The organism is Phytomonospora endophytica (assembly GCF_014202425.1).
In the GTDB taxonomy this organism is placed as follows: Bacteria; Actinomycetota; Actinomycetes; order Mycobacteriales; family Micromonosporaceae; genus Phytomonospora; species Phytomonospora endophytica.
The window spans coordinates 263,217-286,533 of record NZ_JACHGT010000010.1 but is presented as its reverse complement, the minus strand read 5'-3'; the positions used below and the strand labels follow the sequence as shown (position 1 = coordinate 286,533).

At 71.3% G+C, this 23,317-nt stretch carries 19 protein-coding genes; 8 read left to right on the top strand and 11 right to left on the bottom strand.

The window, feature by feature from the left end:
* The first annotated feature begins 227 nt into the window (after positions 1-227).
* On the top strand, positions 228-3,017 hold the full coding sequence (locus HNR73_RS23685; protein ID WP_184789786.1) for an AbfB domain-containing protein: 2,790 nt from the start codon (positions 228-230) through the stop codon (positions 3,015-3,017).
* Positions 3,018-3,061: 44 nt separating this feature from the next.
* On the opposite strand, the gene HNR73_RS23680 is transcribed toward HNR73_RS23685, so the two are convergent.
* Positions 3,062-3,940 carry an alpha/beta fold hydrolase gene (locus HNR73_RS23680; RefSeq protein WP_184789785.1) on the bottom strand — a complete coding sequence of 293 codons (879 nt, stop codon included), beginning with the start codon at positions 3,938-3,940 and terminating at the stop codon, positions 3,062-3,064.
* A 101-nt stretch (positions 3,941-4,041) separates the two neighbouring features.
* On the opposite strand from HNR73_RS23680, the gene HNR73_RS23675 reads away from it, so the two are divergent.
* Positions 4,042-7,197 carry an ATP-binding protein gene (locus tag HNR73_RS23675; RefSeq protein ID WP_239122204.1) on the top strand — a complete coding sequence of 1,052 codons (3,156 nt, stop codon included), beginning with the start codon at positions 4,042-4,044 and terminating at the stop codon, positions 7,195-7,197.
* A 10-nt stretch (positions 7,198-7,207) separates the two neighbouring features.
* On the opposite strand, the gene HNR73_RS23670 is transcribed toward HNR73_RS23675, so the two are convergent.
* Positions 7,208-7,852, bottom strand: a complete 645-nt coding sequence (locus HNR73_RS23670; RefSeq protein WP_203686440.1) for a maleylpyruvate isomerase family mycothiol-dependent enzyme — start codon at positions 7,850-7,852, stop codon at positions 7,208-7,210.
* A 466-nt stretch (positions 7,853-8,318) separates the two neighbouring features.
* Between HNR73_RS23670 and HNR73_RS23665 the strand changes: the two genes are divergently transcribed.
* On the top strand, positions 8,319-9,434 hold the full coding sequence (locus HNR73_RS23665) for a hypothetical protein (protein WP_184789784.1): 1,116 nt from the start codon (positions 8,319-8,321) through the stop codon (positions 9,432-9,434).
* Here the strand turns inward: HNR73_RS23665 and HNR73_RS23660 are convergent.
* From HNR73_RS23660 to HNR73_RS23650, 3 genes are all read right to left on the bottom strand, one after another.
* A complete protein-coding gene (locus tag HNR73_RS23660; protein WP_203686442.1) occupies positions 9,428-9,631 on the bottom strand; it encodes a hypothetical protein in 204 nt (67 codons plus the stop codon). The two genes, HNR73_RS23665 and HNR73_RS23660, sit on opposite strands and share 7 nt — an antisense overlap.
* 70 nt (positions 9,632-9,701) lie before the next feature.
* Complete coding sequence (locus HNR73_RS23655; protein ID WP_184789782.1) at positions 9,702-10,424, bottom strand: YqjF family protein; 723 nt, start codon at positions 10,422-10,424, stop codon at positions 9,702-9,704.
* Positions 10,425-10,486: 62 nt separating this feature from the next.
* Positions 10,487-11,365, bottom strand: a complete 879-nt coding sequence (locus tag HNR73_RS23650; protein WP_184789781.1) for a UTP--glucose-1-phosphate uridylyltransferase — start codon at positions 11,363-11,365, stop codon at positions 10,487-10,489.
* A 664-nt stretch (positions 11,366-12,029) separates the two neighbouring features.
* Here HNR73_RS23650 and HNR73_RS23645 point away from each other — a divergent pair.
* From HNR73_RS23645 to HNR73_RS23630, 4 genes are all read left to right on the top strand, one after another.
* Positions 12,030-13,112, top strand: a complete 1,083-nt coding sequence (locus HNR73_RS23645) for a sugar ABC transporter substrate-binding protein (protein WP_184789780.1) — start codon at positions 12,030-12,032, stop codon at positions 13,110-13,112.
* A 74-nt stretch (positions 13,113-13,186) separates the two neighbouring features.
* Complete coding sequence (locus HNR73_RS23640) at positions 13,187-13,993, top strand: ATP-binding cassette domain-containing protein (RefSeq protein ID WP_184789779.1); 807 nt, start codon at positions 13,187-13,189, stop codon at positions 13,991-13,993.
* Positions 13,990-15,252 carry a sugar ABC transporter permease gene (locus HNR73_RS23635; protein WP_184789778.1) on the top strand — a complete coding sequence of 421 codons (1,263 nt, stop codon included), beginning with the start codon at positions 13,990-13,992 and terminating at the stop codon, positions 15,250-15,252. Before HNR73_RS23640 ends, HNR73_RS23635 begins: the two co-directional genes overlap by 4 nt.
* An 11-nt stretch (positions 15,253-15,263) precedes the next feature.
* Positions 15,264-16,472 carry an ROK family protein gene (locus tag HNR73_RS23630; RefSeq protein WP_184789818.1) on the top strand — a complete coding sequence of 403 codons (1,209 nt, stop codon included), beginning with the start codon at positions 15,264-15,266 and terminating at the stop codon, positions 16,470-16,472.
* Between the two features lie 3 nt (positions 16,473-16,475).
* Here HNR73_RS23630 and HNR73_RS23625 read toward each other — a convergent pair whose 3' ends face one another.
* The 4 genes from HNR73_RS23625 to HNR73_RS23610 all read right to left on the bottom strand — a co-directional run bounded on the left by HNR73_RS23625 (position 16,476) and on the right by HNR73_RS23610 (position 20,199).
* Complete coding sequence (locus HNR73_RS23625; protein WP_184789777.1) at positions 16,476-17,297, bottom strand: class I SAM-dependent methyltransferase; 822 nt, start codon at positions 17,295-17,297, stop codon at positions 16,476-16,478.
* A 188-nt stretch (positions 17,298-17,485) separates the two neighbouring features.
* Entirely contained in the window at positions 17,486-19,009 is a 1,524-nt protein-coding gene (locus HNR73_RS23620) for an amino acid permease (RefSeq protein ID WP_184789776.1), read from the bottom strand.
* A 123-nt stretch (positions 19,010-19,132) separates the two neighbouring features.
* Complete coding sequence (locus tag HNR73_RS23615) at positions 19,133-19,564, bottom strand: Imm1 family immunity protein (protein WP_184789775.1); 432 nt, start codon at positions 19,562-19,564, stop codon at positions 19,133-19,135.
* A gap of 2 nt (positions 19,565-19,566) precedes the next feature.
* Positions 19,567-20,199, bottom strand: coding sequence for an NUDIX hydrolase (locus tag HNR73_RS23610; protein WP_184789774.1), 633 nt, complete (start codon positions 20,197-20,199; stop codon positions 19,567-19,569).
* A 23-nt stretch (positions 20,200-20,222) separates the two neighbouring features.
* On the opposite strand from HNR73_RS23610, the gene HNR73_RS23605 reads away from it, so the two are divergent.
* The gene (locus HNR73_RS23605) at positions 20,223-20,744 is read left to right on the top strand and encodes a flavoprotein (RefSeq protein WP_203686444.1); all 522 of its coding nucleotides are present in this window, start codon (positions 20,223-20,225) and stop codon (positions 20,742-20,744) included.
* A 27-nt stretch (positions 20,745-20,771) separates the two neighbouring features.
* Here HNR73_RS23605 and HNR73_RS23600 read toward each other — a convergent pair whose 3' ends face one another.
* The gene (locus tag HNR73_RS23600) at positions 20,772-21,947 is read right to left on the bottom strand and encodes an amino acid deaminase/aldolase (protein ID WP_184789773.1); all 1,176 of its coding nucleotides are present in this window, start codon (positions 21,945-21,947) and stop codon (positions 20,772-20,774) included.
* Positions 21,947-23,275, bottom strand: a complete 1,329-nt coding sequence (locus HNR73_RS23595; protein WP_184789772.1) for a D-arabinono-1,4-lactone oxidase — start codon at positions 23,273-23,275, stop codon at positions 21,947-21,949. Before HNR73_RS23595 ends, HNR73_RS23600 begins: the two co-directional genes overlap by 1 nt.
* Between the last annotated feature and the right edge of the window lie 42 nt (positions 23,276-23,317).

Below are 23,317 nucleotides of genomic sequence, written 5' to 3'. Positions count from 1 at the left end.
TTCTCCTCCGGCGTGGTCGCCGCGCGCGGTCGCTCGCCGCGCGGGCCGGACTGTGGCGGGTGGTGGCGGATGTGTCAGATGTGGACCCGATGCGCCCCGAAGCGTTGCCAGGGGCCCGATCGAGGCTCTATAACGTTATACAGGCCGAGGTCGATGTCATCAAGCCGTAGCGGCGGAACCTTCGGCACCGGCCGTTCACGACCATCGAAACTCCGGGAGCCACGCACATGAGACCGGAACGGACGCCCCTCCCCACCTCCAAGCCCTTAGCGCGACGCCTGCTCGGCGCGGTCGTCGCCCTGCTCACCGCCGCCTCGCTGCTCGCGGTCGCCGAAGCGCCCGCCGCGGCCGGCTACATCCCCAAGGCCCCGCCGCTGACCACCCCGTGGACCGACGACGTGTCGGTGACCGCCCCACATCCGGAGTACCCGCGGCCGCAGCTGACCCGCCCCGACTGGCAGGGCCTCAACGGCCAGTGGCAGTTCACGGGCGCGTCCTCGCTGGGTTCCCCGCCGGTCGGGCAGACCCTGCCCGAGACCGTGCTGGTGCCCTATCCGATCGAGTCGGCGCTGTCGGGAATCCAGCGCCACGAGAACAACATGTGGTACCGGCGGACCTTCACCGTCCCCGCCGGCTGGGCCGGCCGTAACGTCCAGCTCAACTTCGGCGCCGTCATGTCGAACTCGGCCGTGTGGGTCAACGGCACGAAGATCGGCGAACACCGCGGCGGCTACGACGCCTTCACCTTCGACGTCACCTCCGCGCTGCGGGCCGGCGCCAACGAACTCATCGTCGGTGTCAACGCGCCCGTCGACGCCGCCGGAGCCCCCGTCGGCAAGCAACGGCTCAACCCGAGCGGGATCTTCTACACCGCCTCCTCCGGCATCTGGCAGACGGTGTGGCTGGAACCGACCGCCCCGGCGCACATCACCCGGCTCGACACCACGCCCGACGTACCGGCCGGACGGCTCGACCTGGTCGTGCGGACCGCCGGAACCGCGCAGGGCGTGCGCGCCGAGGTCCTCAGCGGCGGCGTGGTCGTCGGCAGCGCCACCGGCGCGCCCGGCGCGCGCCTGTCGGTCCCGGTGCCGAACGCCCGCCTGTGGAGTCCCGACGACCCCTACCTCTACGACCTGCGCGTCACCCTCACCGGCACCGGGGGCGGCGACGCCGTCGGTGGCTACTTCGGGATGCGCTCGCTGGGCAAGGCCGTCGTCAACGGTTTCCTGCGGCCGGTCCTCAACGGTCGCTTCGTCTTCCAGATCGGCACCCTCGACCAGGGCTACTGGCCCGACGGGATCTACACCGCGCCCACCGACGAGGCCTTGCGCTTCGACCTGGAACAGCAGAAGGCTCTCGGGTTCAACACCGTCCGCAAGCACGTGAAGGTCGAACCCGCCCGCTGGTACTACTGGGCCGACCGGCTCGGGCTCATGGTCTGGCAGGACATGCCGTCCATGCGGACCGGGGCGGCGCCCTCGGCCGCCGACAAGACGCAGTTCGAGAGCGAGCTGCGCCGGATGGTCGACCAGCTGCGCGGGACCACCTCGATCGTGCAGTGGGTGCCGTTCAACGAGGGCTGGGGCGAGTACGACCCGGCCCGCATCGCCGACCTCGTCAAGAGCTGGGACCCGACGCGGCTGGTCAACAACAACTCCGGCTCGAACTGCTGCGGCTTCGACGGCGGCAACGGCGACGTCATCGACGACCACATCTACGTCGGCCCGGGCCTGCCGCAGCAACCGTCGGCCGCACGGGTGGCCGTGCTCGGCGAGTTCGGCGGCATCGGGCTGATCGTGCCCGGTCACGAATGGCAGCCGGGCGCCGGTTTCGCCTATGAGATGTCGCCCGACGCGGCGACCCTGAACCGGCGCTACGCCGAGGTGACCGCGACCTTGCAGGGCCTGATGTGGTCGCGGGGACTGTCGGCGTCGATCTACACCGAGCCCACCGACGTGGAGAACGAACGCAACGGCTTCTACACCTACGACCGGCAGATCCTCAAGGTCGACGCGAACCAGGTCCGCAAGGTCAACCTGGCGATCCGCGCGGCGGCGGCCGGCCCGCGCGCGAACACACTGGTCTCGCTGGGCGCGACCACGCCGTGCTGCACGAACCGGTACCTGCGGCACGCCGGCGGTCTCGGCGTGACCTCGCCGGTGTCGTCCGGCAGCGACGTCACGACCAGGCTGGACGCGAGCTTCTGGCTGCGGCCCGGGCTGGCCGACGCGGCGTGCTTCTCCTTCGAGTCGCGCAACTACCCGGGCCGGTACCTGCGGCACTTCAACTCCCGGGTGCGGCTCGACGTCTCCGACGGGTCGGCCGGCTTCGGCGGCGACGCGACCTTCTGCCTGCGCACCGGGCGGACGGGCCAGGGGGTGTCCTTCGAGTCGAAGAACCTCCCGGGGCGCTTCCTGCGGCACTACAACAGCGAGGTCTACATCGCCGCGTCCGGGGCGGGAAACCCGTGGGACACCGCGTCGTCCTTCGCCGAGGACACGACCTGGCAGGTCGCCTCGCCGTGGTGGCGCAGTTCCGCCGACCTGGCCGTCGACCAGGCCCTGTCGCTGCGGGTCGTGACCAGCTGCTGCACCGACCGGTACCTGCGGCACTACGACTCGCTGGGCCGCACCGACGTGGTGACCGCCGCCAGCGACGCCACCACGAAGCAGGACGCGACCTTCGTCGTGCGCAGGGGCCTGGCCGACCCGTCCTGCTACTCCTTCGAGTCGCGCAACTACCCGGGCCGCTACCTGCGGCACTCGCAGTTCCGGGTGCGTGTCGACGCCGGGGACGGGAGCGCGGGCTTCGCTCGTGACGCGACCTTCTGCGTCCGGCCGGGACCGGCCGGGGCGGGGACGATCGCACTGGACTCCTACAACATCGCCACCCGCTCGGTCCGGCACTACAACAGCGAGGTCTGGCTCGCCGCCGAAGGCGGCCCGAACAGTCCCTACGACGCCGCCGCGAGCTATCCGGCGGATGTGAGCTGGGCCGTCGCACCTCCCTGGGCCTGACCGGTCCACGTGCCGCCCGGCGCGCACCGGGCGGCACGCTCCCTCTACCGCTTCAGCAGGTCCCGCAGCGCCCCGGTCACCCCGGCCGGGGCCTCCTCGGCCATGAAGTGCCCGTAGGGAACGGTGCGGTGGTCGAGGTCGCCGGCCCACTCGTGCCACAGCCCGGCGGCGTCGAAGCCGAGCGCCGAGCCCCAGTCCTGCTGGAGGACCGTCACCGGCATCGTCAGCCGGTGTCCCGCCTCCCGGTCGGCGGTGTCGTGCTCGACGTCGACGCCGGCCGAGGCACGGTAGTCGGCGACGATCGAGTCGACGGCACCGCGTGAGGCGGCCAGGTAGGCCGCGCGGACCTCGGCGGGAATCGCCTCGGGATCGCGCGTCCAGATGTCGAGGAAGTGACCGAAGAACGCGTCGGCGCTCGCCGCGATCATCCGCTCGGGCAGGCCCGGCGGCTGGGCCATCAGGTACAGGTGGAAGCCGACGGCGGCCGACGCGCCGTGCATGACGTCCCACATGTCGAGGGTCGGCAGGACGTCGAGGGACGCCAGGTGCGTGATCACGCCCGGGTGGTCGAGACCCGCGCGGATCGCCACGAGCGCGCCCCGGTCGTGCCCGGCGAGCGCGAAGCGGTCGAAGCCGAACGCGGCGGCGAGGCGGACCACGTCGGTGGCCATCGTGCGTTTCGAGTAGGTGTCCGGGCCGTCCTCGGCGGGCTTGTCGCTGTCGCCGTAGCCGCGCAGGTCGGGGCAGATGACGGTGTGGTCGGCGGCGAGGTCGGCGGCGACGTGGCGCCACATGAGATGGGTCTGCGGGAAACCGTGCAGGAGCACGATGGGGCTGCCGCTGCCGCCCACGGCGACGTTGAGGGCGACGCCGTCGGCGACGGTGATGTGCTGGTGGTCGAATCCGCTGATGGTGGGGGTCATGCCCGTTCCTCCAAGTCGTCGTGTGGTTCCGGTCGAGCGTGCGGCGGGCGAATCAGCGGCGACTGAGCATTCGGGCAGTGCGGCGTGACTAGGCTGTGGGGGTGCTGCCGGTGAGGTTCGCGGTGCTGGGCCCGGTCACCGCCGAGAACGCCGACGGCCCCATCGACCTCAAGGGCCCTCGGCACCGGGCCGTGCTCGCGCGACTGCTGATCGCGCGGGGCCGGACGGTGCCCGCCACGCGGCTCGTCGCCGACCTGTGGGACGACCCGCCCGAGGGCGCGATCGGCGCGGTCCAGACCTTCGTCGCGGCCCTGCGCCGGGCCCTCGAACCCGGCCGCCGGCCCCGCAGTCCCGCCCGGCTGCTCGTCACCGCCGCCGGTGGCTACGCCCTGCGCGCCGAACCCGAGATGGTCGACGCCCGCCGCTTCGAGCGGGTCGTGATCGACGCGGCCACGATGCTCGCCGCCGGACGCGCCGCCGAGGTCGCCGAACGCGTCGACGAGGCCCTGAGCTGGTGGCGGGGACCCGCCTACGCCGAGGTCGCCGACGAGCCCTGGGCGCTGGCCGAGGCGCGGCGGCTCGACGAGCTGCGGCTCCTGGCGATCGAACGGCGCGCCGAGGCCGCGCTCGCGCTCGGCGCGGCCGCCGAGGCCGTCCCCGGACTCGACGCGCACATCACCGCCCACCCGTGGCGCGAGGACGCCTGGCGGCTGCTGGCCCTGGCGCTGTACCGCAGCGGACGGCAGGGCGACGCGCTCGACACGCTGCGGCGGGCCAGGTCGGTCCTGACCGGCGAGCTCGGCGTCGACCCCGGCCCGGGGCTGCGGCGGCTGGAGTCGCGGATCCTCGCCCAGGACGCCGAGCTGGAGCCGCCGATCGCGACGCCGGTGCCGGTCGCCGCGCACGAACTGCCGCTGCTGGTGGGCCGCGACGCCGAACTGGCCCGCCTGCACATCGCCGCCGACCGGGCCGCCGCCGGGAAGGGCCCGGTTCCCGCCTACATCGCCGGTGACGCCGGTGCGGGCAAGACCGCACTGGCCCAGCGCTTCTCCGCCGAGCTGGCCTCCCGCGGCTGGACGACGGCCTGGGGGCCGAGTCCGGAGCACGACGGCGTGCCGCCGGCGTGGGCGTGGACCCGGATCCTGCGGCGACTGGAGAGGCGCTGCCTTCCCGGTGCGCCCGAGCTGACCGGTGAGACGCCCTTCGCGGTGATCGCGGCCCTGTCGGACTACCTCTCGGAGGTCTCGCGGAGAGCGCCTCTGCTGCTGGTGTTCGACGACCTCCAGTTCGCCGGGGAGTCCACCCTCGAACTGCTCGCGGGCGTCCTCGGCACTCCCCCGGCGGGGCCGGTGCTGGTCCTCGGCACGCACCGCCCCACCGGACTGGCGCCGCTGACCGGTCTGCTGGCCCGGACGGCGCGGCTGGAGCCGGTCCGGGTCTACCTGTCCGGGCTCACCGAACCCGCCGTCGCCGAGCTCGGCGCCACACTCGCCGGACGCGATCTCGGGGCCTCGGCGAATACGATCCATGCCCGCAGCGGCGGCAATCCCTTCTACGTCAAGGAACTGGTACGGCTCCTCGACACCGACGGCGAGTCGGCGCTGAGTGCGGTGCCGCCCGGCGTCGGCGAGGTCGTCCGGCATCGGCTGACGGCCCTGGCTCCGGCGACGGTGACGGTGCTGCGGCAGGCCGCGGTCCTCGGCGAGGACGTCGACATCGACCTCATCACGGCCTTGGCCGGTGACGAGGTCCTCGACGCCGTCGACGAGGCCCTGGAGGCCGGGCTGCTGGAGGCCCCGACGGCGGCTCGCCTGCGTTTCGCGCACGCGCTCGTCCGCGACACCGTCTACCAGGACGTCTCGGCGCCACGCCGGGCGCGCTGGCACGCCACGGCGGCCGCCGCCCTCGCCGAATCGCGCCCCGATGACGCCGAGCGGCTCGCCCACCACTACCTGCGCGCCGACGGTCGAGATGCGGCGCTGAAGGCCGCGCATCACGCCGCGATCGCCGCCGAACGCGCCGACCGGCGCTTCGCCCCGCACGAGGCCGCGCGGCTGTGGCACGACGTGCTCGACGCGCAGGACCGCGCGGGCGTCGACGATCCCCGGGTCCGCCTTGACGCGCGCATGGGCCTAGTCCGAGCGCTGGCCATCACCGGCGACCTCGACGGCTCGCGGCGCCAGCGTTCCGCCGCCATCGGCAACGCCGAGTCGCTCGGCGACCCGCTCCAGACCGCCGAGGTGATCACCGCCTTCGCCGTCCCCGCGCTGTGGACCCGCAACGACGACGAGGCCCTGTCGGCGCGGGTCGTCGCCGCGGCCGAACGCACCCTCACCGCGCTGCCCGCGGCAGGTCGAGACCTCCGCAGCCGCCTGCTGAGCACGATCGCGCTCGAACTGCGCGGCACCACCGGCCCACGCGGTGACACCGCGGCACAGGAGGCCGAAGAACTCGCCGAGACCCCCGAGGCGCTGGCCGTCGCGCTCAACGCGCGTTTCATGCACTCCTTCGGCCGCGCCGGGCTGGCCCCCGTGCGGGCGAGGATCGCCGAGCGGCTCGTGGCCATCGGCGACCCGGCCTTCGCCGTCCTCGGGCACCTCATCGGCATCCAGGCCGCCGCCGCGCTCGCCGACTTCGCCACCGCCGACGCGCACTCCGACGCCGTCACCGCGATCGCCGTCGGGCAAGGGCTGCCGCTCGTCGGGATCTTCACCGACTGGTACGGGGCGACGCGCCTGTCCCTCACCGCCGACGCGGGCGCCGCCGAAGCCGCCTACCGGCGCGCGGCCGTGCGGCTGGCGACGGCCGGGATGCCCGGTATGGACGACGGGTTGCTGCCCCTTGCGCTGCTCGGGTTGCGTCTCCGGCATGGTGAGGCCGTCGAAGAGCGCGACGACTGGGGTCAGTACGGGCCCTGGTGCCGGCCGCTGGCGCTGCTCGACGCGGGGAGGACCGGCGAGGCGCGGACCGCCGCCGCGGCGATTCCGCCGTCACCACATGACCTCCTGCTGGAAGTCCGGCTGTGCCTGGAAGGACGCGTCGCGCGCGGTCTTGATGACCTGCCGCGCATGCGGCGGGTCTACTCCGCGCTGCTGCCCGCGGCGGGCGAGCTGGCCGGGGCGGGCAGCGGCGCGGTGGTGTTCGGGCCGGTGGCCTCGCATCTGGGCGACTTGGCCTTGGCGATGGAACGGCCCGAGGAGGCCGCGGCGCACTACGAGCGGGCCGCGGCCGTGCTCGCCGAGGCCGCGCGGAGGTGAGGAACCGGTGTCAGCCGAGACGTTCGGCGAGTATCTCCACGCCCGGGCCGCTCAGATCCTCCAGCGCCTGACCGCGCCCGGAGATCACCATGACCAGTGCCTCACCGGGACCGGCGACCTCGGGACCGCTGCCGGCCGCCATGCGCACGTCGACGGCGTCCAAACGCAGGCCGCGCGTGTGGCGTGTCGCGCCCGGCGGGCTGAAGGCGGTGGACAGGCGCAGGGCGCTGCGGATCCGGGGCGGCGGGATGTCGCGTGGTTCGCCCAGGCCCCGGCGGATGTCCTGGTGGTGGACGAAGGTCTCGATGAACGCGATCCGGCCGCCGAGCGCGGCGGCGAGGCCGCGTGGTTCGAGACGCTCGCGGAAGAGCTCGGCCAGCAACGCCGGCGGGTAGTCGCGGTAGTCGTCGACTCCGGCCTGGTTCGCGCCGTCGAGGGTGAAGCGGCCTCGCACGAAGCGGCGCAGGAGGCTCTCGGGGTCGAGTTCGTCCCTGGCGAGCATGTGGGCCACCACATCGCGCACGCTCCAGCCCTCGCACAGTGACGGCTCGTCCCACCGTTGCGCCGGGAGCCCGTCGAGCAGGTCGGCGAGTTCGCCGCGTTCGGCGAGGGTGAAGGCCATGTGGTCGGGTCGCTGGTGGCTCACCGTGGTCATGTTCTCTCCTGCCGCGCCGGGTGTCACCGGATGGTTCGGTACCCGTTGGAATGCCCCGCAGCGGCCTGGTTGAACCGTGGCCCGGGTGCGGCCATCATGGCACCCGCCCGGGGGCAGCGCGGGCGGTTCCGGTGGGAGGGGGCCGTTCGGCGTGGCGCCGGCGGTTTCCGGGTGACGTCGCCTGAGTCGCCGTGTTGGAGTGGCCACTGAGGATCGGGACCATGGCGGTGGTCGTCAGAACAGGCGGCGAACGGGATCTGGTCGCGGTCGGGGCACTGCATTCCCGTACCCGGCTGGCGCCTAGCGCGAGCTGACGTCTCCCCAGGCGCCGCTACCGGCCAGGCCGAAGGTGCGTGAGTCCATCACGGTCGGCTGACGCCTGACGGGCGGTGCTCCGGCCCCGCCCGTCGCACCGTCCGCGCCGAAGCCACCGAAAAATGACCCACGCGCCCGGTACATTCCCGACATGCCCCGATCCACAGCAGGCTCCCATCGCCTGAAGAGCCGCCTCCCCCTCGCCGTCCTCCTCGCCGCCTCCCTCGCCGTGTCCGTGGCGTGGACCGGTGCCGAGTCGCTGACCTGGACCTTCGTCGACCCGCCGATCACCACCGCCCGGCCGTCGCTGAACTCACTGGCCGCGCTCGCCCCGGACAGTGTCTGGGCCGTTGGGCGAGACGCCGAGGGTGCCGTCGCGACCCATTGGGACGGCACGACGTGGACGCCGACGCCGGTCACCGAGATGGCGTGGCTGTCGGACGTGTCGTTCACCGGCCCGTCCGCGGCGTGGGCGGTCGGCGGCGGGGTCAAGCCCGGCGCGCACGCCGCCGCGTGGGACGGCTCGGCCTGGTCGGCGGCCCGCACGCCGCTGCCCGACGCGGGCGACCGGCGTCCGTGGCTGACGGCGGTCGACGCCCTCGACGGCTCCAACGCCTGGGCCGTGGGCAACACCGGCGCGGTCGGCATCCCCGACGGTGTCGCCTTCCTCGAACGCTGGGACGGCACCGAATGGACCCTCGTGGAGCCGGATGTGCCCGACGACGTGACCGCCTTCAGCCTCAGCGACATCGACGTCGTCGCGGCCGACGAGGCCTGGGCGGTGGGTACCGCCTACACCGCCGGGGCCGCGCGGCCACTCGTGCTGCACTTCGACGGGACTGCCTGGTCGGTGCAGGACGTGCCAGGCCAGGAAGACGGCAACCTGACCGCGACCACCGTCGTCGAGGGCGTCGTCTACGCCGGCGGGTTCACCTCTCTGGGCGGGCCGGTCGAGGCGAAACCGTTGCTGTTGCGTCTCGACGGCGATGTGTGGACACCGGTGAAGACGCCCGAGGACACCAGCTGGTGGTACGGCATGGTTCCCGACGGTCGCGGCGGGCTCCTCATGACCGGTTACACACGTGGATCGTCGCTGGTGCTGCGCTTCGACGGTGAGACCGCCGTGATCGAGCCCGGGCCCGTGCCCGACGGTTACGCCACGATCCAGGCCGTGTCGCTCGTCCCGGGCACGACCCGGATCTGGACCGGCGGCCGATCGGAGACACCGGGCCGCGAGCTCTTCGTGGCGTACACGCCGGGTCAGTAACCGGCGGGCCGGTTCTTGCAGATGTAGAACGCCAGGTCGCCGGGCGCGAAGAACAGGCCGTCGGTGTCGCTGCCGATCAGCTGGAGGTAGACCAGGCCGCCCGCGTGGCCGGCGTCGGCGATCAGGTAGGGCCCGGTTCCGTTGACCGCCCACACGTGGTCGCCTTCGCCGACGGTGTGGCCGTCCTTCGTGCGCATTCGATTCGACATCGTCAACGACTACCAGCTCCCGGCCGCCGGTCCGGTCGGCATTCGGACAGGGCCGGGATCACGGGTGGAGGGGTGTGCGCGCCGGCCCGAAACGCGCGTGGACGCCCGGCGAGTACAGGACGCTGTCGGGCGGCCGGTCCACGATGCCGGGGATCCCGGCGGCGGCGAGGAGCCGGTCGTCGCAGTGGAGGAGCTCGGCGGTGTGCAGCGGCCAGGGCTCGTGTTCGTTGGCGAGGTGGAGGGTGCGCCCGAAAGCCCGGGTGTGCAGGCCCCAGCGGGAGGTGAGGTAGAGCTCCAGAGGGGACGGTCGCTCGATCGGCGCTCCGGCTTCGACGAGGACGCGGCTCGCCGGTGTCGCGCAGGTGTAGGTGAAGCGCTTGCCGTCGCGATCGAGAGTCATGCGCGACCAGCGGTAGGGCAGCCCGAGCGCGGCCCGTCCGATGAGTGCGGGCAGGAGCCTTTCGGCGGCCATCCAGCGGAACACGACCGCCCTGCGTCCATGCGCGTCGACGCTGTACAGGCGGACGTTGGTCTCGCAGAAGGTCCCGAGCCACGGGACGGGCGGTGAGCCGAACAGGCGCGTTCGCACCATGCGGAAGGCGATGAGCCCGACGTGGGCGACGCCGCCGAAGAGGTCGACGGTGACGCCGGGAGGCAACAGCGGGCCGACCGCTTCGGGGTCGATCTCCCAGTGCAGGAAGGCCGCGTCGCGCCAGGATTGGGCGAGCATCGCGCGGGTGAGCGGGCGCGGTGTGCGCGCCGTGACCGCTTCCGGATCCATGTCGCCCCCGCTCCGCCGGCCCCCGGTGGAAGGCTACCGCCGGGGCCGGTGGAGCGTGCGCGTCATGCCGGGGTGTCGCCGAGGGCGAGCTTGCGCATCTCCGGGCCGTAGACCGGATGGGCGAGGGCCGCGGCGAACTGGGCGAGCAGGTAGTTGAGGGGCGTGCCGGTGTCGTACCAGGTGCCGTTGATGACCTGGCCGTAGACGGGGTTCTCGGCGGCGTAGGCGTTGAGCGCGTCGGCGAGGTAGATCTCGCCTTGGCGGTGGGTGTACCACTCCTTGGTGAGGCGTTCGAGTTCGTCGACGATGGCGGGGGTCATGACGTAGCCGCCGATGGCCGCGAAGTGCGAGGGGACCTTGTCCGCCGGCGGCTTCTCGATGAGGCCGGAGACGCGCATGAGACCGCCGTCGAGGGTCTCCTCGACGACCGGGACGCCGTAGCGGGAGGCGTCTTCGGGGGCGACGGGCATGAGGGCGAGGACGGGCGCGTTGACGCGCTCGTAGCTCTCTTTGAGCTGCTGTGCGCGGGGGACGTCGGCGACGAAGACGTCGTCGCCCCACAGGACCATGAACGGTTCGTCGCCGACGATGCGGGCGGCGTTGAGGATCGGGGTGCCGTTGCCGTAGGGGCCGTCCTGGTAGACGTAGGTGATGCGGGCGAGGGTGGAGACCTCGCGGATGGCCTCGGCGACCTCTTCCTTACCGGCCTCTTCGAGTTGCCGCTCAAGTTCGGGGTCGGGGGCGAAGTGGCTCTGGATCGCCGACTTCCGGGAAGACGTGACGATGGTGATGTCGGTGATTCCGGAGTCGGCGAGTTCGCGGATCGTGTGTTCCAGGACGGGTTTGTCACCGACCGGGAGCATCTCCTTCGGCAGCGCTTTGGTGAGGGGCAACAGTCGCGTGCCGAGTCCTGCCACCGGTATCACTGCTTTGCGAATCACGTATCGGTCTCCTCGTCAAGGTCGTCAAGGTCGTCGGTGCCGCCACATTAACAGTGCGGTTCGGGTGGGTTTCCCGCGCTGCGCAGGCGATCGGGCCAGCGTGGGCGGGCCGTCGACCCCGTTGTCGGGCGGGTGAACAGGCGTCGGCGGGAATGGGTACGCACGCCGAACATCGCGTTTTCGAAAGGCGGGCGGACCATGCGCCGGACCGCGCGGGAAGAAGCGCGTGCCGAGAATTCCTCATGGCATTTCCCGGGGGCTTCGTCGTCCGTGGGGATGAACCATTCGGCACGGGGTGAGGGTTCATTCTAGGCGATTGCGGAAGGCTTCGGGGAAGGCGGAGAGGGCCGGTGGGGATCGGTCGGGGCCGTTGGCGGTATGGACGTCCGGAGGTCCGTGACGGGGCGGGCCGCGCCGACCTCGCCTCCACCGTGCGCGACCCCGGATTCCCGTTGCGTTACCGAATTGTTACCGCTCCCAACAAACCCACCCGCCACGCACCCTTGTGCGCTCCGTCACCGCGCTTATATGTTGCTGGGCACAACAAACCATCCGAGCGCTCGCAGACAGCCGCTGTGGCATCCGGACGGCCCGACCCGGCCGGCTCCGGCGGCGACACCCGAACACCCCCGCTCACCCACCCCACCTCGAAAGGACCCGTGCCATGCGCAGGTTCCTCACCATCGCCGCGGCGGGGCTGCTCGCGTTCAGCGGCCTCACCGCCTGCGGGCAGGACGACGACGGCGGCACCACCAAGACCCCCAAGATCGGCGTCATCCTCCCCGACAGCAAGTCCTCCGCCCGGTGGGAGACCGCCGACCGGAAGTTCCTCGCGGCGGCGTTCGAGGCCGCCGGCGTGGAGTACGACATCCAGAACGCGCAGAACGACAAGACCGCCTTCGGCACCATCGCCGACCAGATGATCACCAACGGCGCCACCGTTTTGATGATCGTCAACCTGGACTCCGGCACCGGTAAGGCCGTCATCGAGAAGGCCCGCTCGCAAGGCGTCGCCACCATCGACTACGACCGCCTCACCCTCGGCGGCAACTCCGAGTACTACGTCAGCTTCGACAACGAGAAGGTCGGCCAGCTCCAAGGCGAGGGCCTCGTCAAGTGCCTCGCCGACGCCAAGGTCGACAAGCCCGTCGTCGCCGAACTGAACGGCTCGGCCACCGACAACAACGCCACCCAGTTCAAGGCCGGCTACGACTCGGTCCTCCAGCCGCTCTACGACTCGGGCGAGTTCGTCAAGGGCCCCGACGAGTCGGTGCCCGAGTGGAACAACACGCAGGCCGGCACGATCTTCGAGCAGATGCTCACCAGCACCAGCGGCAAGATCGACGGCGTCCTCGCCGCCAACGACGGCCTCGCCCACGCGGTGATCTCCCTCCTGGAGAAGAACAACCTCAAGGGCAAGGTCCCCGTCACCGGGCAGGACGCCACCGTGCAGGCCCTCCAGCACATCCTCGCCGGTGAGCAGTGCATGACCGTCTACAAGGCCGTCAAGAAGGAGGCCGACGCCGCCGCCGAACTGGCCATCGCCCTCGCCAACGGCGAGAAGAAGACGACGAGCCAGACCACGAAGGACCCGGAGTCCGGGCGCGACGTGCCCTCCGTCCTCCTCGACCCGCTCTCGGTTACCGCCGACAACGTCAAGGCGGTCGTCGACGACGGCTACGTCACCGTCGCCGAGCTGTGCGTCGACGACTACGCCGAGCTGTGCACGAAGGCCGGCATCTCCTGACCATCCCTCCCCCGGGCGGCGGCGCACGAACGCACGCGGGCGCCGCCGCCCGGCCCCCAGCCAAGGAGGCCACCGTGTCCACCAGCCCATCGCCGCTGCTGGAACTGAGCCGGATCAACAAGAGCTTCGGCCCCGTCCAGGTGCTGCGGGACGTCGACTTCACCGTCACCGCCGGAGAGGTCACCGCACTCGTCGGCGACAACGGCGCCGGCAAGTCGACGCTGGTCAAATGCGTCAGTGGGATCTACTCCATCGACTCCGGCATCGTGTTCTACGACGGCGAGCCGATCAGCATCAACGGCCCCCGCGACGCCGCCGACCGCGGCATCGAGGTCGTCTACCAGGACCTCGCGCTGTGCGACAACCTCGACGTCGTCCAGAACATGTTCCTCGGACGCGAACGCCGTACCGGTCTCGTCCTCGACGAGGCCACGATGGAGGAACTCGCCGCCGAAACGCTCGCCGGCCTGTCGGTGCGCACGGTGAAGTCGCTGCGCCAGCCGGTCTCCAGCCTCTCGGGCGGTCAGCGGCAGACCGTCGCGATCGCCAAGGCCGTGCTGTGGAACAGCAACGTGGTCATCCTCGACGAGCCCACCGCCGCGCTCGGTGTCGCGCAGACGGGGCAGGTCCTCGAACTGGCGCGCAGGATGGCCGACAACGGCCTCGCCGTCGTCTTGATCTCACACAACATGAACGACGTCTTCGCCGTCGCCGACCGTGTCGCGGCCCTCTACCTCGGCCGGATGGCCGCGCAGGTGCCGATCACCGAGGTGACCCACGCCCAGGTGGTCGAACTCATCACCGCCGGTCGCAGTGGCGACCTCGGGCTGCCGGCCGCAGGCTCCGGCGACGACTACGGACTGAACGGAGCACGAGGGTGAGCACCCACATCGAAGCCACGCCCGCCGTCAAGACGGTCCCGCCGCCGGCGGTGAGCCTCGGCGGGCACGTCCGCGGCTACCTCGCGCGCGTGCGGGGCGGCGACATCGGCTCCCTCCCGGCGGTCCTCGGCCTGCTCGTGCTGTGCGTGGTGTTCTCGATCGTGCGCCCGACGTTCTTCTCACCGGGGAACTTCGCCAACCTGTTCAGTCAGGGTGCCGCCGTCACGCTCATCGCGATGGGCCTGGTGTTCGTGCTGCTCGTCGGTGAGATCGACCTGTCGGCGGGCTTCACCAGCGGTGTGTGCGCCTCCGTCCTGGCGATCCTGCTGGCGACCTACGGGTTCCCCTGGTACATCGCGGTCGCCGCGGCGGTGCTGGCCGGGACGGTCATCGGGGCGGTGCTCGGTTTCCTCGTCGCGAAGGTCGGCATCCCGTCCTTCGTGGTCACCCTCGCCGCCTTCCTGGCGTTCCAGGGGGTCGTCCTGCTGCTCCTCAAGGAGGGCACGAACATCACGGTCAGCGACTCCGTGGTCGTCGCGATCTCCAACCGGAACCTCCCGCCGGTGCTCGGCTGGGTGCTGGCCGCCGTCGCCGTCGCCGCGTACGCGGCCGTGCAGCTGAACCGCTTCCGCCGCCGTACCGGCCGCGGTCTGGCCACCGACCCGCTCGTCGTCGTGCTCATCCGCATCGGCGCGCTCGCGGTCGCGCTCGGCGCCGCCGTGTACGTCCTCAACGTCGAACGCAGCCTCAACACGCTCATCGCGTCGCTGAAAGGCGTTCCGGTGATCGTGCCGATCATCGCCGGGCTGCTGATCCTGTGGACCTTCGTGCTCGACAAGACGCCCTACGGCCGTCACCTCTACGCCACCGGCGGCAACCACGAGGCCGCGCGGCGGGCGGGCATCAACGTCGACCGGATCCGCATCTCCGCCTTCGTGCTCTGTTCGACGATGGCCGCCGTCGGCGGGATCGTCGCCGCCTCCCGCGACCACTCCGTCGACCCGAACACCGGTGGCAGCAACGTGCTCCTCTACGCCGTCGGCGCCGCCGTCATCGGCGGCACGAGCCTCTTCGGTGGAAAAGGACGCGCCCGTGACGCGGTGCTCGGCGGCGCCGTCGTTGCCGTCATCATCAATGGCATGGGACTGATGGGCTACAGCTCCGGGATCAAGTACGTGGTCACCGGATGCGTGCTGCTGCTCGCCGCCGGCGTCGACGCCCTCTCGCGCCGCCGCGCCGCCGCCACCGGGAACCGTTGAGCGCCCCGGGTCTGCGCGCCGGGCCTAGTCAGGAGGAGATCCGCAGACATAATCTCGGCGCGCTGCTGCGCTACGTGCACATCAACGGGGCCACCACCCGTGCCGAGCTCACCGGCGAGCTCGGTCTCAACCGCTCCACCATCGGCGCTCTCACCGCCGACCTGGCCACCGCCGGGCTCGTCACCGAGGAGACGCCGCGCGCGTCGGGCGCGGCCCGGGCCGGGCGGCCGTCGCTGGTGGTGCGGCCCATGTCGGCGCTGGTCTACACCTACGCGGTCAGCGTCGACGTGGACCGGATCCGGGCGGCCAGGGTCGGCCTCGGTGGGGAGATCCTCGACCGGCGTGAGGCCGCGCGCGACGGTGACACGAGCGTGTCCGAGACGGTCGCGGCCGTGGCCGCGTTCGTCGGTCAGATGCATCCCGACGCGCCGCCCGATGCCGTGAACATGGGAACGGGCGTGGCCGTGACGGGCACCGCCCGCACCGACGGCGGGCTGGTCCAGCTCGGCGGCGACATCGAGCGCTTCGCCGAGCCGCTCGCCGAAGCGCTCTCGGCGGTCCTGGGCGGAGATCCGCGGATCAGCGTCGGCAAGGTCGCCGACCTGTCGGCGCTGGCCGAGCACTCGCGCGGGGTCGCCGCCGGATGCGGCGACGTCGTGTACCTGTACGGCGACGTCGGTGTCGGGGCCGGGATCATCTCCGGCGGGCACCGCGTGACCAGTCACGGCGGCTACGGCGGGGAGGTCGGGCACATGGTCGTGCGGCCCGGCGGGCATCCGTGCGGGTGCGGGTCGCGCGGTTGCTGGGTCACCGAGATCGGTGAGCACGCGCTGCTGAGCGCCGCGGGCCGGGACGGGGCCTCGGGGAGGGACGCGCTGCTGGCGGTGATCGACGCGGCCGGGCGCGGTGACGGCAAGGCGCAGGCGGCGGTGCGGCAGGTCGGGGACTGGCTCGGCTTCGGGGTCGCCAACCTCGCGAACATCCTCAACCCGCGGATGGTCGTCTTCGGCGGGACGATGCGCGATCTGTACCTGGCGACCGCGGCGAGCCTGCGGTCTCGGGTGAACGCGATGGTGCTGCCGGCGTGCCGGGAGAACCTGCGGCTGCGGACCCCGAAACTCGGCGACGACGCCGCGCTGATCGGGGCGGCCGAACTGGCCTTCGAGAGGCTGCTCGCCGATCCCCTGGCCGATCCGGTGGACGGCCAGGGGGGCGACTGAGCTTCAGGCGGGCTTGCGGGCGGTGAACAGGGCGAAGCCCTGTCCTTCGGTGTAGATGCGGGTGTACTGGGCGACGGCCTCGCCCACCATGCCGTAGCCCTCGGGGCCGCCGACGGCGGTGAGGGCCTCGCGGCGTTCGACGACGGCCTCGCGCATGGCGGCGCCGCTGCGGACGACGTCGGCGCTGATGTCGCGGGCCTCGACGGACTCGAAGCCGGCGCCGGTCAGCAGCGAGACCCACTCGTCGAGCGGGGTCAGCGGTGCGGCGGCGAGCATGCCGGTGGCGATGCCGTCGTCTTCGGGCGACATGTCGTGCAGGTGGTGGTAGTCGGCGATGGAGAGCGCCGCGCCCGGCTTGAGGACGCGGAAGACCTCGGCGAAGGCCGCGCCCTTGTCGGGTACGTGGAACACCGACTCCATGGCGTAGGCGCCGTCGAAGGACGCGTCGGGCAGGCCGGTCGAACGCATGTCCTTGACCTGGAACTCGACCTGCTTGGCGACGTCGGTCTCCTGCGCGGCCGCGGTGGCCGCGGCCGCCTGTTCGCCGCTCAGGGTGACACCGAGGACGTAGGCGCCGAAGCGGCGTGCGGCGTGGATCGCCGGACCGCCCTGACCGGAGCCGAGATCGAGGAGCCGGGAGTCGACGGGGACGTCGTGCGCGTCGAGGACGAGGTCGGTCAGGTCGGTCTGCGCGCGGCTGAAGGTCTCCGCACCACGGGCCCAGTATCCAGTGTGGACACAGCCGTCGAACAGCACTCCGAAGGCGCCCACCGTGGCGTCGTAGAAGGCGGCGATCGCGCTGGTGGAGTTCGGTGGTTCGGTCATGGGGGCCTCCGGTCGGATGATAAACGGATTGGCGACTCACCTTGGGTCAGCTTAAATCCGTGAATGAGCCCCGACCAGGAGACTCACGGGCAGAACTTTGCGCAATACGGTCGGCCGATACGGCTGAGCTGCACGGATATGGGCGAAATCGGTCCGATGTGGAGAGTCGGCACGGCGTGTCCCGCCGTTCACCCCCGCAGGTCCCGCTCGATGGCGGCGAGTTCCTCGGCGCTGCCCTGTACTTTCGGTCCCGTGAACCAGCGGCGGGCCGAGACCAGCCACCACACGCCCGCGAAGCCGAGTACGGCGAGGACCGCGATCGGCGTGTAGTTGAACGTCGTCCAGTTGACCGGGCTCTTCTGTGGCAACAGGAACAGCACCGCGATGAACCCGACCCACACGACGGCGATGACGCCGATCGGCCGGCTCCAGCGGCCCAGATGCCATGGCCCGCGGTCGAAGCGGTCGCCCTGCCGCAGTCGCAGGATCGTCGGAAGCACGTAGGCGATGTACAACCCGATCACCGCCACCGAGGTCACCGCGGCGTAGGCCGTCTCGTTCCACAGGTAGGGCAGGCCGAGGACGAACGCGCCGGCCGAGGCCAGCCAGATCGCGTTGGTCGGCGTCCGCGTGCGTTTGTTGATGCGGTGCCAGAAACGTGAGGCGGGCAGGGCGCCGTCGCGGGAGAAGGCGTAGATCATGCGCGAGTTCGCCGTCACCGAGGCCATGCCGCAGAAGAACTGCGCGCCGACCACGACGACGAGCAGGAGCTTGCCCAGTCCCAGGCCGACGGCGTCGATGAAGATCTGCGCGGGCGGCACGCCGGTATCGCTTTTGAGGGCGCCGTCGTAGTCCTGGATCGCGAAGGTCAGCCCCACCAGCAGGATCCACCCGGCGGCCAGCGACACCACAATGGACAGCACCATCCCTTTAGGACCGGAGCGGGCCGCGTCGTGCGTCTCCTCGGTCATGTGCGCCGAGGCGTCGTAACCGGTGAACGTGTACTGCGCCAGGAGCAGGCCGATCAGTCCGACGTAGACCGAGGAACTCCAGCCGGTGTTGTTGACGAACTCGGTGAACACGAAGTCGGCCGACTGGTGCTTGTCCGGCAGCACCGTCAGCGCGCCCACGATCAGTGCGACACCGGCGATGTGCCACCACACGCTGACATCGTTGAACAGCGCGACGAGCCGGACGCCGAAGGTGTTGAGGAGGCCGTGCAGCAGCAGGATCACGCCGAAGAGCAGGATCGTGTTCGGCGGCGTCGCCTCGAAGCCGAACTGGAGTTCCAGCAGGGCGTTGAGGAAGAAGGCCGCACCGAAGTCGATGCCCGCGGTGACCGCCACCTGGCCGAGGAAGTTGAACCAGCCGGTGAACCACGACCACGCCGCCGCGCGCTTCGGCGCGAGCTTCGCGGCCCAGTAATAGAGCCCGCCCGCCGTCGGGTAACTGGAGCACACCTCGGCCATCGCCAGACCGACGAACAAGGTCATCACGCCGACGATCGGCCAGCCCCACACGATGATCGCCGGCCCACCGGTGTTCATTCCGAAGGCGTAGAGCGTCAGACAACCCGACAGGATCGAGATGATGGTGAAGGAGACCGCGAAGTTCGAGAATCCCGACATGTTCCGCGACAGCTCCTGGGCGTACCCGAGCTCGTGCAACCGCCGCTCGTCCGACCCCTTGGCGTCGTTGTCCTCGTCCGGCATGTCGGTCCTCCTTGGGCGGAGCCTCGTGGAGTGTTCACGCACTGTCCATTGAGGATTGATTGGGACACAGACCGAACCCGGTGTCAAGGAACCCACCGCGCGTCGCCGCCGCTCGCGGGGGCTTCAGGGGGCGTGCCGCGCGTACTCCTCGTCGCTGTCCCACACCCGCCAGTCCTCCTGCCATTCCAGAGTGGCGGGGCGAGCGCCGACGCCCTCGGCGAAGGCGAAGGCGGCGGCGATCACGGTCTCCATGGGGACGCTGCCCTCGTAGTCGAGCTGGGCATGTCCATCGCTGAAAAGGACCTCGTCGGGACCTCGGTTGACGGGGATCCAGGTGTCGCCGTCCTCGGCGCAGTACTTCAGCCCGCCGGTGTTGCCGGGGCCGTTGACGCCGATGAGCATGCGCCCGTTGAGATCCTCACCGTCGTACCACCATAGGGTGAGCTGCGCGCTTGGCGGGCACAGCGCGATGATCGTGCGGAGTGTGTCCTCGACGTCCTCCTGGCGGTGAACGCGGATTCCGCGGCCGTTGACGGGCGGGTGGATCAGCAGCATGGTCATCTCCCTGTGGCGTCGGCTTCGACGTGGTGGGCCGGTCGCGGGCGGTCCGCACCGACGGGTGCGTCCCCGCACCGGTGCCCGCCGAGGCGATCGAGTAGAACGGCCTGGAGGCCGATCACCGACGCGGACCCGACGATCTCACCGGCGGCGATTCGCGCCGGAATCTCAGCGAGGGGAATCCAGGCGAGCGCTTCGGCCTCGTTGACATCGATCTGGCCGCCGATCGGCTCGGCACCGTAGGAAACGTAGACGTGCTGGGCGCTGTCGGCGGTGGCGACCCACGGCTGGAACGTCACGAGCGGCTTGAGCGCGGTCGGGCGCCAGCCGGTCTCCTCGGCGACTTCCCGCGCGGCGCACACCGCCAGGTCCTCATCCCCGTCGCAGTAGCCGCCGGGCAGCTCCCATACCCATTGGTCGATGACCCACCGGTGTCGGTAGATGAGCAGGACCCGGTCGGCGGCGTCGATCAGGATCGCCATCGCGGACGATGGCGCACGCAGCACGTACTGCTCGAACTCGATGCCATCGGGCAAGCGGACGTGCGCGATGCTCCATTTCGCTCGGCGGGTCCCGTCGATCTCGCGCTCGCCGAGGATCGTCCACTGTGTCCTGTGCGGGGGCATCGCCATGCCGCCCAGCCTACGATCGCGGTGTGCCTCGCATCCTCCATCTCATCTCGTGCGCGTCACCCCCGATCTCCGACCTCGCGACGGGGATCGACAGCTTCGCGGCCGCCGGTTGGGACACCTGCGTCATCCTCACACCCACGGCCGCGGCCTGGCTCGGCGACGACGGCGTCGACGCGCTCGCCGCCCGAACGGGGCGACCGGTGCGCGTCAGGCTCCGAAAGCCGGGCGAGCTCGACCCGTTCCCGCCGGCCGACGCCGTCGTGGCCGCGCCGCTCACGTTCAACACACTCAACCGGTGGGCCGCGGGGATCTCCGACACGACCGCCCTGGGGAACCTCAACCGGGCCCTCGGCCTCGGGGTGCCGGTGGTCGCCGCGCCGGTGATCGGTCCCGTCCTGCGGGCGCACCCGGCGTACGCGGCGAGCACGACGGCGCTCGAAGGCGCCGGGGTCGCGATGCTCGATCCGGATGTCGTGACTCTCGTGCGCGAGGACAAGACGAAGGCGCTCGCGTGGCTGGTAATAACGGAGCGACTGGGCTCGTAAGGGGAGCACGGGCCGCGTTCCGGGAGCTCACAGGAACGCGAACCCCTCCCCCCGGTACGTCGGCACGCTCTCGGTGATCGCGTCGCCGTCGACCAGATGCAGTTCGTTGACGTGTTCGCACAGTTCGCCGGCCTTGGTGTGGCGGAACCAGACGCGGTCACCGATCCGCAGGCCCGCCGTGCCCTTGCCCGTCAGGGGTGTCTGGACCTCCCCCGCGCCTTCCATTCCGGTGAGCGCCAGGCCTTCGGGCCACACGGGTGTCGGGAGCCGGTCTCGGCCGGCAGCGCCGGAGGCGATCCACCCTCCACCTAGGACGGTCACGTGGCCGGGCCCCGGGACGCGGGTCACGGGCAGCGCGAAGAAGGCCGCCGGGCGGGGGCGAAAGGCACGGTAGGTGTCGAAGAGCGTCGATCCGTAGAGTCCGGAGCCCGCGCCGAGTTCGGTGACGGCGTCCTCCGCGGCGGTCGTCTCCAGGCTGCCGGTGCCGCCGCCGTTGACGAACTCCAGCGGCGCGATCTCACCAACGGCGGCGACGGCGGCCGCCCGGCGCCGGCTCAGCTCGCGCCGGGAGATCCGCTGCACGACCCGGACGGCGTGGCGTTCGAGTCCTGGCGCGTTGTCGCCGCGTCCGGCGGTCTGCGCCTCGTAGGACATGACGCCGACAAGCCGGAAGCCGGGACGGTCCACAATGGCCCGTGCGAGTTCGCGGGCCGCCTCCGGGCTGTGCACGGGCGAGCGGCGGGCGCCCAGGTGTACGCGGCCGCCGAGCAGTCGCAGGGACGCGTCGAGATCGAGGCAGATCCGGATCGGTTGGGCGTTCTCGCCGACGGCGGCGGCGATGAGGTCGAGCTGCGCGGGGTCGTCGGCCATCAGCGTCACGCGCGACGCGAGCCGTTCCGACGCGCCGAGTTCGCGCAGGGCCTCGGTGTCGACGGTCGGGTATGCGACGAGCACGTCGCCGCAGTCGCCGGCCAGCCAGATCGCCTCGGGGAGGGTGTAGGCGAGGATCCCGGCGAAGCCGGGCGTGTTCAGGGCCCGCGTGGTCAGCGCACGGCAGCGCACGGACTTGCTGGCCAGACGGATGGGTTTCCCGCCCGCGCGGTCGACCATGTCGGCGGCGTTGGCGGTGAACGCGCCGAGGTCGACGACCGCGAAGGGCGGCTGGAGGTGCTCGGTCGCGCGATGCAGTTCGGCGAAGCCCATCACTGCCTCCCTGGTGCCACGCCGAGGACGCGGTCGAGGTGGTCGTTGGCGAACAGGCCCGACGGGTCGAGCTCGTCGCGCAGGCCGGTGAAGTCGTCGAAGTGAGGGTAGAGCTCACGCAGTCTCGCCGCGTCGAGGCGGTGCATCTTTCCCCAGTGCGGTCGTCCGCCGACGGCGCCGAGGATGTCCTCCATCGCGTCGAAGAAGCGCCGGTAGGGCATGCGGCGGTACTGGTGGAAGGCGATGTAGACGCTGTCGCGTTCGAAGGTAGGGGCGAGCGGGATGTCGTCGGCGGCCACGTAGCGGACTTCGAGCGGGAAGGAGATCTTCTCGTCGTGGGTGTCGACCCAGCGGGCGATCTCACGCAGTACCTCGGCGGCGTGTTCGCGCGGGACGGCGTATTCGCCTTCGAAGAAGCGGACCGCGCGGCGCGAGGTGTAGACCCGGTAGGACAGGTCGGTGTACTCCCGGCGGGAAAGCGCGCGGCCGGCGAAGCGCGTCAGGGGCGGGATCGTGCGGGGGAAGACGGTGCCGATCTGCATGATCGCGCCGAGGGCCCCGTTGCTGAGCAGTTCGTCGTCGAGGAGGTGACGGAGCGCGCCGACCGGCCGCAGCGGGGTGTCGGCGGGCAGCCGGGTGTGGCGCTTGGTCAGCGCGGTGCGACCGTGCGGGAACCAGAAGAACTCCCAATGGTCGTTGCCGTCGGCCAGCTCGTCGATGGAGTCGAGGACCTGGTCGAGTGGGAGGGGTTCCTCAACGCCGTGCAGGGCGAAGGCGGGGACGCACTGGAGAGTGACGGCGGTGATGACGCCGAGGGCGCCGAGTCCGACGCGGGCCGCGGCGAACAGCTCGGGCCGCTCCTGCGCGTCGCAGTGGACGACGCTGCCGTCGGCGAGGACGAGTTCGAGGCCGCGTACCTGGGTGGCGATGCCACCGAAACGCGCGCCGGTGCCGTGGGTGCCGGTGGAGATCGCGCCTGTGATGGTCTGGCGGTCGATGTCGCCGAGGTTCTCCATGGCAAGGCCGTACCCGGCGAGGATCGGGCCGAGCCGGTGCAGGGAGATACCACCGTCGACGGTGACCAAGCCGGTGGCGGGGTCGGCGGAGCGGATACCGGCGAGGCGGTCGAGACGCAGCTGGACGCCGTCGGTGACGGCGATGGGAGTGAAGGAGTGGCCGGACCCGACCGGCTTGACCCGCAGGCCGTCACGGGCGGCGGTCTTGACGACCTCGGCGAGCTCGGCGGTGCTCGCTGGCGCGGCGACGCGGGCGGGGTCGGCGCGCACGCTGCCGCTCCAGTTGCGCCATGTGGTGCCGGTCGAGCCCATGGTTCACCTCCAGGTCACCTTCGCTGTGATGTGGGTAACGTT